11 protein-coding genes are annotated in these 13,108 nt (G+C 65.8%); 6 read left to right on the top strand and 5 right to left on the bottom strand.

The window, feature by feature from the left end; translation table 11 throughout:
- Positions 1 to 15 precede the first annotated feature (15 nt).
- From ppk2 to N5C91_RS13885, 5 genes are all read right to left on the bottom strand, one after another.
- Positions 16 to 933: a polyphosphate kinase 2 gene (gene ppk2, locus N5C91_RS13905; protein WP_279830140.1), complete on the bottom strand. Its 918-nt coding sequence runs from the start codon at positions 931 to 933 to the stop codon at positions 16 to 18.
- Positions 934 to 1,215: 282 nt separating this feature from the next.
- The gene (locus N5C91_RS13900; RefSeq protein ID WP_236175486.1) at positions 1,216 to 1,668 is read right to left on the bottom strand and encodes a PaaI family thioesterase; all 453 of its coding nucleotides are present in this window, start codon (positions 1,666 to 1,668) and stop codon (positions 1,216 to 1,218) included.
- A gap of 133 nt (positions 1,669 to 1,801) precedes the next feature.
- Positions 1,802 to 2,194 carry a hypothetical protein gene (locus N5C91_RS13895; RefSeq protein WP_279830139.1) on the bottom strand — a complete coding sequence of 131 codons (393 nt, stop codon included), beginning with the start codon at positions 2,192 to 2,194 and terminating at the stop codon, positions 1,802 to 1,804.
- A gap of 322 nt (positions 2,195 to 2,516) precedes the next feature.
- Positions 2,517 to 2,672: a hypothetical protein gene (locus N5C91_RS13890; RefSeq protein ID WP_279830138.1), complete on the bottom strand. Its 156-nt coding sequence runs from the start codon at positions 2,670 to 2,672 to the stop codon at positions 2,517 to 2,519.
- 269 nt (positions 2,673 to 2,941) lie between these two features.
- Positions 2,942 to 4,063, bottom strand: coding sequence for a M14-type cytosolic carboxypeptidase (locus N5C91_RS13885; protein ID WP_279830137.1), 1,122 nt, complete (start codon positions 4,061 to 4,063; stop codon positions 2,942 to 2,944).
- Between the two features lie 210 nt (positions 4,064 to 4,273).
- Between N5C91_RS13885 and lpdA the strand changes: the two genes are divergently transcribed.
- The 6 genes from lpdA to N5C91_RS13855 all read left to right on the top strand — a co-directional run bounded on the left by lpdA (position 4,274) and on the right by N5C91_RS13855 (position 13,094).
- On the top strand, positions 4,274 to 5,674 hold the full coding sequence (gene lpdA, locus N5C91_RS13880) for a dihydrolipoyl dehydrogenase (RefSeq protein ID WP_279830136.1): 1,401 nt from the start codon (positions 4,274 to 4,276) through the stop codon (positions 5,672 to 5,674).
- A 246-nt stretch (positions 5,675 to 5,920) separates the two neighbouring features.
- Complete coding sequence (locus tag N5C91_RS13875) at positions 5,921 to 6,190, top strand: hypothetical protein (protein WP_236175491.1); 270 nt, start codon at positions 5,921 to 5,923, stop codon at positions 6,188 to 6,190.
- 306 nt (positions 6,191 to 6,496) lie between these two features.
- Positions 6,497 to 10,180: a PAS domain S-box protein gene (locus N5C91_RS13870; RefSeq protein ID WP_279830135.1), complete on the top strand. Its 3,684-nt coding sequence runs from the start codon at positions 6,497 to 6,499 to the stop codon at positions 10,178 to 10,180.
- A complete protein-coding gene (locus tag N5C91_RS13865) occupies positions 10,177 to 11,178 on the top strand; it encodes a two-component system response regulator (protein ID WP_279830134.1) in 1,002 nt (333 codons plus the stop codon). The genes N5C91_RS13870 and N5C91_RS13865 overlap by 4 nt, the downstream gene beginning before the upstream one ends.
- A 63-nt stretch (positions 11,179 to 11,241) precedes the next feature.
- The gene (locus N5C91_RS13860) at positions 11,242 to 11,787 is read left to right on the top strand and encodes a DUF4256 domain-containing protein (RefSeq protein WP_236175494.1); all 546 of its coding nucleotides are present in this window, start codon (positions 11,242 to 11,244) and stop codon (positions 11,785 to 11,787) included.
- 302 nt (positions 11,788 to 12,089) lie between these two features.
- Positions 12,090 to 13,094: a GlxA family transcriptional regulator gene (locus N5C91_RS13855; protein WP_279830133.1), complete on the top strand. Its 1,005-nt coding sequence runs from the start codon at positions 12,090 to 12,092 to the stop codon at positions 13,092 to 13,094.
- The last annotated feature ends 14 nt before the right edge of the window (positions 13,095 to 13,108 follow it).

Raw genomic sequence — 13,108 nt, 5'->3', positions numbered from 1 at the left:
ATCCTGCGCTTGCGCTCAGTAGACTTCCGGCACCTGCAATTCCAGCGGCGTGGGGTGCCGGCGGTAACCCTCATGGCGCTGCCGCTCGGGCAGGCTGACGGAGGGTTGCTGCACTTCCTGGTAGGGAATCTGGCTCAGCAGGTGGCTGATGCAATTCAGCCGCGCACGCTTCTTGTCATCGGCCTGGACGATCCACCAGGGTGCCTCGGGGATGTGCGTGCGCTCGAGCATCACTTCCTTGGCCTTGGTGTATGACTCCCAGCGTCGGCGCGACTCCAGGTCCATGGGGCTGAGCTTCCACTGCTTGAGCGGGTCGTGGATGCGGCTGAGGAAGCGGTAGTGCTGCTCCTCGTCGGAGATGGAAAACCAGTACTTGATGACCTGGATGCCGGAACGCACGAGCATGCGCTCGAATTCCGGCACGCTGCGGAAGAACTCCTCGTACTGGCCGTCGGTGCAGAAGCCCATGACCCGCTCGACGCCGGCGCGGTTGTACCAGCTGCGGTCGAACAGGACGATCTCTCCCGCCGCCGGCAGGTGCGAGACGTAACGCTGGAAGTACCACTGGGTCTGCTCGCGGTCGTTCGGCGCGGGCAGCGCGGCGACCCGACAGACGCGCGGGTTGAGGCGCTGGGTAATGCGCTTGATCACCCCGCCCTTGCCGGCTGCATCGCGACCTTCGAAGAGGATGAGCACCTTGTGGCCGGTCTTCACCACCCAGTTCTGCAGCTTGACCAGCTCGGCCTGCAGGCTGAACAGAGTGTGGAAGTAGCGCTGGCGCGCCAGACGTTCTTCATGAGTCTGCAGACTGCCCTGGCGCAGCCCTTCGAAGTCGTAGAGTTCGTCGAACAGTTCGAGTTCGAGCTCTTCGTCGCGGTCATCCTGCAGGTCGCGGCGGACGCGGCGTGGGAAGTTCTTGTCATCGAGCAGCATGGTGGATTGCCTTGTGCCGTCACTGGCTCAGTCACATCGAGTGACACTTTCATGACAGAAAAATGTAGTCACGCTTTATGACGAATTCATTACAGCCAATGAAAGATATTTCTTACAAAGCCCGTGCTAGAGCGTTCTTCGATGGGACCGTCAATGAACCGCGAAGGTCTTGATGATGTAGACGAGCCGCCGAGCGGCACTGCAGTCGAGGCGTTATCGGCGCAGGCGAGCAGCCGCAAACTGCCGTTTGCGGCTGTCGAGACAAGCCAGGAAGGGGAAGGCTCAGGCGTCGGCCAGCGGGCGCGGCCGGTTGACGTACTTGAAGGTGCCGGAGGCGGACGCCACGACCACGCCGGCGCTATTGCGCAGCTCGGCCTCGCAGAAGGCGATGGAGCGCGTGTGATGCCGCACGCTGCCGAGGGCTTCCAGCACCTCGCCCACCTCTCCGCCCGGACGCAGGAAATTGGTCTTCATTTCCACCGTCACCACGCCACGGCCGGCTTCGTCGGCATCGCTGGCACTCAGGGCCATGGCAACGTCGAGCAGGGTCATGATCAAGCCGCCATGGGCGTTGGCCCAGCCGTTCACATGCTGCGGCTCGACGCGCACGACCAGACGGCCCGGCCCGTTTCCATCCTCCGCCGGGGCGTGGCGGAATTGCAGGAAGTCGAGCATGGGAATGGCAATGCCACGGTGGGCGGTGTAGAGCTTGAGCTGTTCGATATCGAGGGGCATGGTGCTTCCTGAAGCAACGAGTGGGGCCCGGCGATATTCCCTGCTCCAGCCCGCCGCTCGCAAGCGATGCGCTACGCCATGCACGACGGGAATACCCCTCGATTGCGCCACTCGGGCGCCTTGCCGTGGATGATCAGCGCGAACGGCGGGTACCGTTCTTCTTTTCGCTCTGGCGTTCGACGGCCTGGACGAAGAGCTCCTCGACCAGCAGCGACTGGATGGGCGAGCGCGTTTCCAGCGACAGGCTCATCGACTCCAGCTTCTGGTTCACTCCCAGGCGGGCGATGCCACAGAGCAGGATGCGCTGGGCACCGAAGATGCTGCCCTTGTCGACCAGCACTTCCCGGGGCTTTTCGCCATCCAGATAACTGACCTTGAGGGCAATGGCGGTGTCGTCGCGCACGGCGAGGTTGAGCCAGGTGGCGATATTGAACTCGACTACCCAGCCGAGTCCGGTCTTCTTGGCCACGGCTTCGCGGACCAGATGAGCAGGGACCGGACCCAGGGGGGTACTGTGGTTTTCCATGGGGCTACTTCTGACTGCTGCGGGTAGAGCGAAATGCACTAACGGAAGACCCGAGTTTATGTGAAGCAGTTCAAGTTTACAGTCGGTTTTTTGTAAGACTTCGGCTACTGAACGAGCCTGAAGTTACAGATACGCACCGCTCTGGAATGCCGCTTTCGGGATGGAAAGAGATGACGGAAGGGAAACAGCGTCGCACAACACCCAGTGCCGTCCGACGAAATGAGCGACGCCAGGCATAGCGTCGCACAAAGCCGGTCCGGCGCGCTGCCGAATCGACCTTGCCGAGCCTTGTGTGCTGACCGGGCCTTGCGGCCCTACTCGCTCAGGCCGCGCCAGCGTAGAGGTGAGGCCTGTGATCGCCCGCGCGGTTCTTGCGCACTTCGCGGCGCTCCCTGAAGTCCAGTTCCTCCAGGGCGTCCATGCGCTCCTGCAGATAATCGATTTCCTGCGGGGTCAACAGCTTGCGGTGTCGAGTCATACCTGCCTCCTGAATGCGTATGCCTCACTCTTGGGATTAGCACGCGAGGAGGAAGATTCAACAGCCAGGCTGGACGGATTGACCGAATGGTCAGGCGGGCGAGGTGTAGGAATGGCGCAGAAAAGCGCCGCAGCCCGATGCGAACCTGTAGGAGCGAGCTTGCTCGCGAACGGCATTTTCCGGCAGACCCGGAGGCATGCGGTTCGCGAGCAAGGACTAGGCGTCCCCCTCGGTCCTACAAAGAGCAGGTGCGGCGGCGTATCCGAAAATCAGCGCAACTCGTCGACCAGACTGGCAACGGTGACTAGCACCGCCGCCGCCAGCGCCTTCGAGCGCGCCCCACTCCAGCCGGTGCGCACGTTGGGCGACAGGTTGTGATCCTTGAAGGGCATCTCCAGGGTCAGCGACAGGCAGTCATAGGTGCGACCGACATGGTTACAGGCCAGGGTCAGGTTGGCCTGGCCGGGGGCGTCCTTCGGGTAGCCGTGCACGCTCTGGAATTCGCCGTTGGCTTCCAGCCGCTCGCGGAACAGGCTTTCCAGGCGATCCAGGCGTGGCGTGAACTCCGGGTTGCCTTCGCAACCGGCGGCAAACACGAAGGGGATTTCCTCGTCGCCGTGCACGTCAAGGAACAGGTCCACTCCGTACTTCGCCATCTGCTGCTGGACGAAAAGCACTTCCGGGCTTTCTTCGGCGCTGGGCGCGGCCCAGGCGCGGTTCAGGTCCTTGCCGGCGGCATTGGTGCGCAGGTGGCCATGGAAGGCACCATCCGGATTCATGTTCGGCACCAGGTAGAAGTCGGCGCGCTCCAGCAGGCGCTGGATATCGCTGTCAGCGGCTTGCAGGCGGTCGATCAGGCCTTCCATGAACCACTCGGCCATGTGTTCGCCGGGGTGCTGCTGGGCAATCAGCCAGATCTTGCGCGCACCTGCCGCGCCCTTGCCGATGCGCAGCAGGGGCAGTTCACGGCCTTCGAGGCTGTGACCGCTGGCGAGCAGTTCGGCGCCGTTGGCCTGGGCGCGTTTCACCAGTTCGGCATGGCGAGCGCGGCTGTAGGGTTCGAAGTAGGCGAACCAGGCCTGGGGCTGTTCGGCATCCAGGCTGAAGTGCAGGCCGTTGGAGTCGTAGGTACTGGGCACGCGGAACCAGTCGCACTGGTCGTACGAAGCTACCGCGTTGTAGCCCGGCCAGCCGCCGGTGTAGCTGGAGCCGGGAGTGTTGGTCAGGCTGAACCGGTACTGCTGGCCGGGTTGCAGGCCCTCGGCTTTGAAGTGGAACCACTGGAAGTGCGGGCTTTTCGTGTCCGGGCGCAGCGCCAGGCGCACGTGGTGCGGGTCGCTGGCGTCGATCACCTGGATGTTGCCACTGTCGAAATCGCAGTCGATCTTCATGAATTCTCCGTAGGCGCACGAACCTGAGGCGCCAAAGCCCTGCATTTTCGCCCTCCCCGGCGCGTCTGTCATGTCTGTGTGACTTGCGCAGAATAATATATTATGTTCGTAATATAAATCGAGTAACGCTTATCCCAGGCCCTGCGCTGGTGATCCAGCGAGCGCGGGCTAACCTCGATTCACCTGTTTTTCAACGGCGGAGAACACTGCATGAGCGCATACGATGTGATCGTCATTGGCGGCGGCCCCGGCGGCTACAACGCGGCCATCCGCGCCGGCCAGCTGGGCCTCAAGGTCGCCTGCGTGGAGGGCCGCGAAACCCTTGGCGGCACCTGCCTGAACGTCGGCTGCATGCCGTCCAAGGCGCTGCTGCACGCGTCGGAACTGTACGAAGCGGCGGCCGGCGGCGAGTTCGCCAACCTCGGCATCCAGGTCAAGCCCAAGCTGGACCTGGCGCAGATGATGAAGCAGAAGGCCGAGAGCGTGACCGCGCTGACCAAGGGCGTGGAATTCCTCTTCCGCAAGAACAAGGTGGACTGGGTGAAGGGCTGGGGCCGCATCGACGGGCCGGGCAAGGTCGAAGTGACCGCCGCCGACGGCAGCAAGACTGCACTGACCGCCAAGGACATCATCATCGCCACCGGCTCCGAGCCCTCCCCGCTGCCGGGCGTGGAGGTCGACAACAAGCGCATCCTCGACTCCACTGGCGCGCTGTCCATTCCCGAGGTGCCCAAGCACCTGGTGGTGATAGGTGCCGGCGTCATCGGCCTGGAGCTGGGCTCGGTCTGGCGCCGCCTGGGTTCGCAGGTCACGGTGATCGAATATCTCGACCGCATCTGCCCCGGCATGGACCTGGAAACCGCCAAGACCTTCCAGCGCGCCCTGACCAAGCAGGGCATGAGCTTCAAGCTGGGCTCCAAGGTCACCCAGGCCAAGGTCAGCGGCAAGCAGGTGACCCTGAGCGTGGAACCGGCTGCTGGCGGCGCGGCGGAATCGATCGAGGCGGACTACGTATTGCTCGCCATCGGCCGCCGCCCTTATACGCAAGGGCTGGGGCTGGAGAGCGTGGGGCTGAGCACCGACAAGCGCGGCATGCTGGAGAACCACGAACACCGCAGCAGCGTGCCGGGCATCTGGGTGATCGGCGACGTGACCTCCGGCCCGATGCTCGCGCACAAGGCCGAGGACGAGGCCATCGCCTGCGTCGAGCTGATTGCCGGCAAGGCCGGGGAAGTGAACTACGACGTGATCCCCAGCGTGATCTACACCCACCCGGAAGTGGCCACCGTGGGCAGGACCGAGGAACAGCTCAAAGCCGAGGGCCGCGCCTACAAGGTGGGCAAGTTCCCCTTCACCGCCAACAGCCGGGCGAAGATCAACCACGAGACCGAGGGCTTCGTGAAGGTGCTGGCGGACGAGCGCAGCGACGAAATCCTCGGCGTGCACATGATCGGCCCGAACGTCGGCGACATGATCGCGGAGTATTGCGTGGCCATGGAATTCCGCGGCGCCGCGGAGGACATCGCGCGCACCTGCCACCCGCACCCGACGCGATCCGAGGCGCTGCGTCAGGCGGCGATGAACGTGGATGGCTGGGCCATGCAGGCATGACCGGCGGTCACTTCTGACGAACGGTACATGCGGCGCGATGGCGCACCCTGCATAGCGCTACAGGCCCCGGCTGGCGGGGCCTGCAGCGTTTCACTCGGATTAATTTGCGACTACTTTGTGTACAAACGCGACATGCCCTGTGACTTTCTTCGACTCTGAAACCATCAATTGCGTGAACGAACACGAAAGTGGATGACCCGCTTTCACCACCTTCGCAATGGATTACCACGCAGAGAGATCACAACCATGCATGCGACTCTTCGTTTCAACGAGGCTCTGCTGATCACTGGACGAGCCTTCCAACCCTTCAATTGTGTGACCTGGGTTGACCAAGGGGGCGACGGCAGCCTCGACCTGTCCGTCCTTGATCGCACCGGTACCCGTCTGCTGGGCCTCACCCGCATTCCCAGCTCCGCCTACTCCGACCCGGAGCAGCTCGAAGGCCTGCTGAACCAGGCCCGCGACGAGCTGAACCGCGAAGGCCACCGCCTGCAGGAATGGCACATGCCCGCCTGACCCACAGACAGGACCACACAGAAGCCCGGCCCCAAGCCGGGCTTCTGCGTTTGCGCTGCCAGCCGTCGGCAAACGCTCAATTTTCCGCTTCACCCGCCGATAGCGCGTTATCGGTCGCCGCTCCTGCTGCATCGTTTCAGCTTCGATTCCGAACCTTGGCCTCCCGCTCGTCCGATTCCGCCGCCATGGCGCGGTTTTCGCGGGTACAGCGACCGACAATGATGGCAATTTGCATCCATCCTGTGTTCTGCTCACTCCAGTCTCGTCTTCCACCGGGCCTTCGGCACGCAGTACGGTCTTCGTTCAATGCTCGATCTGCAGCGATATTTCTATAGCGGCGATACCCCTTCGCTGCTGGTTTTCGGCGAGCACAACACGGCGCTGGTGCTGCTCTCCATCCTCATTGCGATCTTCACCTCGGCCATGGCCCTGCAGTTGTCGGGCGTTGCGCGGCTGGCCCGCAGCCCGTTCTACCGGCAACTCGCCCTCGGTACCGGCGCGGTAGCGCTGGGCGGCGGCGTGTGGGCGATGCACTTCATCGGCATGCTGTCCTTCCAGCTTTGCGCGGCAGTGCGCTATGACCCGCTGATCACTCTGCTTTCCGGCCTGCCGAGCCTGTTCGCCTCATGGATCGCGCTCAACCTGCTGGCCCAGCGCAACGTCAGCAAACTGCAATTCATCGGCGGCGGCGTGCTGGTCGGCGCCGGTATCGGCGCCATGCACTACAGCGGCATGGCAGCCATGCAGATGGCCCCGCTGCTGCGCTACAACCCCTGGATGTTCGCGCTATCGATCCTGGTCGCCGTGGTGCTGGCGGTGATCGCCCTGTGGGTGCGTTTCGGCCTGCGCGGGCGGATGCGGCCGAATCTGGCGATTCTCGTCAGCGGCGTGGTCATGGGGCTGGCGATCGCCGGCATGCACTACACCGGCATGGCCGCGGCGCGCTTCGTCGGGCGGGAGGAGTTCGGCGTGCCGCAAGGCGTGCAAGGCAGCTTCTACCTCGCCATGGCGATCTCCATGGCCACCATCAGTTTGAGCATCTGCGTCGCCGCGGTGAACGGCCTGCTGCGCTACCGCCAGCTGTTCCAGGAACTGCAGCGCCGGCGCAAGCACCTGGATTCGCTGCTCGACGCCGCCGTCGAGGCCATCCTCACCATCGACCACAGCGGCGTGATCCGCTCGGTCAACCACGCCGTGCTGCGCCTGTTCGGCTGGCACCCGCACGAGCTGGTCGGCCAGCCCATGCAGGTGCTGCTGAACGAGGCTTACGGCCATCAGTTCCGCATGGCGTTGGAGAACTACAAGAGCAGCGGCAAGCGCCAGTTCAGCAACTCCGAACTGGAACTGGAAGGCCTGACCCGCGACGGCCGGGAAATCCCGGTGCGCGTCAGCCTCGGCGTCACCGATCACAACGGCAAGCCCTGGTTCGTCGTGTTCGTCGCCGATATCAGCGAACGCCGGGTGATGGAGCAGGCCCTGCGCAGCAGCGAGGAGCAGTACCGCTCGCTGATCCGCAACATGCCCGGCATCGCCTTCCGCGTCCTCCCGGACGAGGCCTGGAGCACCCTGTTCGTCAGCGATGCGGTGGAGGCCGTGACCGGCTGGTCGGCGCAGGACTTCAGCGCCCGGCGCATCACCTTCGGCCAGCTCTACCACCCCGACGACCAGCAAGCGGTGAACGAAGAAGTCCGCCGCGCCATCGCCGAGCGCCGCAGCTACGTCGTCGAATACCGGCTGTTCGACCGCAGCGGCACGGAACGCTGGATCTGGGAAGGCGGCAGCGCCTGCTACGACGACGCCGGCAATCCCCAGTGGATCGACGGCGTGCTGCTTGACCAGACCGATACCAAGCTGCTGAGCAACGAGTACGAAGGCAAGGTCACCGCCATCGGCCGCGCCATGGCGCTGATCGAGTTCGACCTCGATGGACGTGTGCTGGCCGCCAACGAGAACATCCTCGAGCTGTTCGGCTATACCGAGGCCGAGGTGCTGGGCCAGCACCACAGCCTGTTCTGCCCGCCGGACATCGCCGCCAGCGCCCGCTACCAGGCGTTCTGGCAAGGGCTGCGCGAGGGCGAGTACAGCGCCGGCGAGTACCGCCGCCTGGCCAAGGACGGTCGCGAGGTGTGGATCCACGCCACCTACAACCCGATCCTCGATTTCGACGGCAAGCCGGTGAAGGTAGTGAAGCTTGCCACCGACCTCACCCCGCGCCGGGTCATGGAACAGGAACTGCGCAGCGCCCGTGACCGCGCCGAGCAGGCCGCCGCTGCACGCAGCAGCTTCCTGGCCAACATGAGCCACGAAATCCGCACACCGATGAACGCCATCATGGGCTTCACCGAACTGCTGCTGGATTCGCCGCTGGAAGAGAACCAGCGGCGCTACCTGAGCACCGTGCAGAACGCCTCGCGCTCGCTGCTGGGCCTGCTCAATGACATCCTCGACACCGCCAAGCTGGACCGCGGCGCCATCGAACTGGAGGCCCTCGACTTCTCCCTGCCGGAGCTGTGCGAGCAGGTCTGCGCGGCGCTGCGGCTGTCCGCCGAGCGCAAGGGTCTGAGCCTGCAGATCGACTACGGCCAGCGCGCCGGCGAGTACTTCCAGGGCGACCCGCTGCGCCTGCAGCAGGTGTTGACCAACCTGCTGGGCAACGCGGTGAAGTTTACCGAGCGCGGCGAAGTGCGGCTGGTCATCAGCGGCGAACCGGGTGCCCTGCGCCTGGCCATCCGCGATACCGGCATCGGCATCGCCGCCGACCGCCTGGAGCGCATCTTCGACCCCTTCGCCCAGGCCGACGCCTCCATGAGCCGGCGCTTCGGCGGCACCGGGCTGGGCACTACCATCTCGCGCCAGTTGGTGGAGCTGATGGGCGGCCGCATCACCGTGGAAAGCCAGGTGGGCCGCGGCAGCGTGTTCACCGTCGACCTGCCATTGCCGGCCGGTCGCAGCGTGCAGCCGATAACCCGCAGCCACGCGCCGAGCCTGCCACCACTGCGCATCCTGATAGCCGACGACGTACCGCAGAACGTCGAGCTGCTGGAGTTGAACCTGCGCCGCCTGGGCCACCATCCGCACAGCGTTGGCGACGGCCAGGCCGCCGTTGATGCCTACAGCGCGCAGGACTTCGACCTGGTCCTGATGGACGTGCAGATGCCCGGCATGGACGGCCTGGAAGCTACCCGGCGCATCCGTACCAGCGAGCAGCAGCGCGGCGTGCAGGCCGTGCCGATCATCGCCCTCACCGCCAGCGTGCTCGACCGCGACCGGCAGAACGCCCTGGACGCCGGCATGAACGGTTTCGCCAGCAAGCCGCTCGAGCTTGCCGGCCTGCTCGACGAAATCGCCCGGTTGCTGGGCGCCGCGCCCAGCGTGCGCCGCACGCCAACTGCCGAACCAGCGCCGCTGGCGACCCTGGACTGGGCCGCCGGCGCACATCTCTGGGGCGGCCCGCTGCCCATGGCGCGGGCCATCGTGCGCTTCCTCGACGAGCAGGAAAGCAGTCTGGCCACCCTGGAAAGCGCGGTGAACCAAGGCGATCGCGCCAGCATCAGCGCCCTCGCCCACCGCTTGCGCGGCGCCGCCGCCAACCTCGCCCTGCCGCGCCTGGCCGGCGCCATCGGCGCGCTGGAGGGCGCCGCCGAGCATGGCCCGGCCGAACAACTGGTCTCCACGCTGCAGCGGGTCCGCGCCGAGTTCGCCACGGTCCGCGAATCGGTGCCAGTGGTGCCGGAAGCCGTCGCCGAAGCGGTCGGTTCGGCCGTGGGCGAAGCCGCCTCGCAGGACCTGCGCGCGGCGTTACAGGCCCTGCAACTGGCGCTCTCCCGTGGCGGCCTCGACGACCAGGCGCTGGAGCGCCTGCGCCTGGGTACCGCCAAGGGCGAACACCGCGAGGCCTTCGAAGCCCTGCGCTATGCCATCGACGACTTCGACTTCGACCAGGCCCTGGAATGGGTCCGGACTCTCGACGCCCGCCTGGAGCAAGCATGACCCTGACCGCCCAAGATCATCGGCCCTGCCTGCTGCTGGTGGACGACGAAGCCACCAACCTCCAGGTGCTGCGCCACATCCTGCAGGACGACTACCGCCTGCTGTTCGCCAAGGATGGCGAGAAGGCGCTGGAACTGGCCAACCGCGAACGTCCGGAGCTGGTCCTGCTGGATGTGATGATGCCCGGCATGACCGGCTTCGAAGTCTGCCAGCGACTCAAGGCCGAGCAGGCCACCTGCGCCATCCCGGTGATCTTCGTCACCGCGCTGGCCGATGTGCCCGACGAGGCGCGGGGCTTCGAGGTCGGCGCGGTGGACTACATCACCAAGCCGGTCAGCCCGCCCATCGTCAAGGCCCGCGTGCGCACCCACCTGTCGCTGGTACGGGTGGAAGAGTTGCGCGAGACGCGCCTGCAGATCGTCCAGCGTCTGGGCAAGGCGTCGGAGTACAAGGACAACGAGACCGGCCTGCACGTCATCCGCATGAGCCACTACGCGCATATCCTGGCGCGCGCCGCCGGCTACTCGGAGAAAGCCGCCGACGACCTGCTCAACGCCGCCCCCATGCATGACGTGGGCAAGATCGGCATTCCCGATGCCATCCTGCAGAAACCCGGCCGCCTCGACGAGCAGGAATGGGCGGTGATGCGCCAGCACCCGGAGATCGGCGCGCGGATCATCGGCGAACACGACTCCAGCCTGCTCACCCTGGCCCGCAGCATCGCCCTCACCCACCACGAACGCTGGGATGGCACCGGCTACCCCAATGCCCTGCGCGGTGAGGAAATCCCCCTGGAAGGCCGCATCGTTGCCATCGCCGACGTGTTCGATGCACTGACCAGCGTGCGCCCATACAAGCCGGCCTGGAGCATTGAGGAAGCACTGGAACTGCTGCGCCGGGAGAAAGGCAGCCAGTTCGATCCGCAACTGGTGGAGCTGTTCCTCGGCTGCCTGCCCGATATCCTCGTCGTGCGCGAGCGCTGGGCCGACGCCGGCTGAGCCGCAGGCTGCGCAAATCCTGCTTTACTCTCTGACCTTCAACCCCTGCCGAGAGTAAGCAAGATGAATGCGAAGCAACGCGACGCCCTGCTGGCGACACTGCAGGCCCGCTTCGAGCAGCATCCGGAACGCCACCAGGGCATCGCCTGGGCGGACGTTGAGGCGCGCCTGGAAGCCGCCCCGGCCAAGCTCAAGGCGCTGCAGCAGATGGAGGAAACCGGCGGCGAGCCCGACGTGGTCGGTCGCGAAAACGCCAGCGGCGCCCTGCTGTTCTTCGATTGCTCTGCCGAGACGCCCGCCGGCCGCCGCAGCCTCTGCTACGACCGCGAAGCACTGGATGCGCGCAAGAAGGACAAGCCCGCCGGCTGCGCCACCGAGCTGGCCGCGCAGATCGGCATCGAGCTGCTTGACGAGGCGCAGTACCGCCAATTGCAGGAGCTGGGCAGCTTCGACCAGAAGACTTCAAGTTGGCTGCGCACGCCCGGCTCCATGCGCAAGCTGGACGGCGCGCTGTTCGGCGACCGCCGCTACGAGCGGGTCTTCACCTACCACAATGGCGTGCAGTCCTATTACGCCGCACGCGGGTTTCGCGGCGTGCTGAAGGTCTGAAGGCTATCTCCTGCGCGGAGGTCGATCCTTCCCGGGGCCGCCCGGCGGCTCCGGGTGTTTGCCCGGCAGGCTACGGCCTCGCTCTACCCGCTCAGCGCAACCGCACGTCCGTGTGCGCATGCCCTCTGCTCGCAGGCACCGCTTCGGCTCCATGACGCCGCCCCGCAAGCCGCCGCTGCCGACCGTGCTTGCGCCCCTAGCTGGGCAATGGCCAATAGATTGGCAAGATTCGTGGGCTGACTGACGTTGCCGCCAGCATCGGTCGTCGCCACACTCGTGGCATCCAATGAACGAGGCCCGCCATGGATTCGCCGCGCCGCATCGCCTGCCTGCTCTATCCCGACGTCATGAGCCTGGACATCACCGGGCCGCTGCAGGTGTTCGCTTCCGCCAACGTCGAACGCCAGCGCCAGGGCCTGGCGCCGGTCTACGAACTGCTGGTGCTGGGTGAGCAGCCCGGGCCGGTGGCGACCTCCGCCGGCATACGGATCTGTGCCGACCAGACCTGGCGCGAAGTCGATCCCGCCAGCCTGGATACGCTGCTGGTGCCCGGCGGGCTGGGCGTCCCCAGGCAATGTGAAAACACCGACCTGCTGCACTGGCTGGCGGCTACGGAACCCCAGGTGCGTCGGCTCGGCTCGGTGTGCTCCGAGGCGCTGATCCTCGCCGCCGCCGGGGTGCTGAATGGCCGCCCGGCCACCACGCACTGGGCGGATGTCGATGAACTGTGCGCCGGTTTCCCGGAAGTCCTGGTCCAGGGTGACCGCCTGCACACCTACGATCCGCAACGCCGCGATGGCGACGACCACGTGTTCACTTCCGCAGGCGTCACCGCCGGTATCGACCTTGCCCTGGCGCTGGTGGAGGCCGACCTCGGTCGCGCACTGGCCTTGGCGGTGGCGCGGCGCCTGGTGATGTTCCTCAAGCGCCCGGGCGGCCAGGCGCAGTTCAGCCACTGGCTGACTCCGGAGCCCAGCCGCACGCCGCGCCTGGCTGCGCTGCTGGAATGGATCCCGGCCAACCTGGGCAGCGACCTGTCGCTGGAAGCCCTGGCCGGGCAGGCCTGCATGAGCCCGCGCACGCTCTCGCGAGTGTTCATCAACGAACTGGGCATGGGCCCCGGCCGCTACGTCGAACGGGTACGCCTGGAGGCTGCCCGCGCGCTGCTGCAGGACGCCCAGGCGTCGATCAGTACGGTGTCGCGGCTGTGCGGCTTCGGCCACCCGGAGAACCTGCGCCGTACCTTCCACAAGCACCTGGCGATCAGCCCGCAGGAGTACGCCGAGCGCTTCGGCCAGTTGCACTGACTTCAATCCACAGC

This window comes from Pseudomonas sp. GD03903, assembly GCF_029840045.1.
Lineage (GTDB): Bacteria > Pseudomonadota > Gammaproteobacteria > Pseudomonadales > Pseudomonadaceae > Pseudomonas > Pseudomonas pseudonitroreducens.
This window is presented reverse-complemented; position numbering and strand designations above follow the sequence as displayed.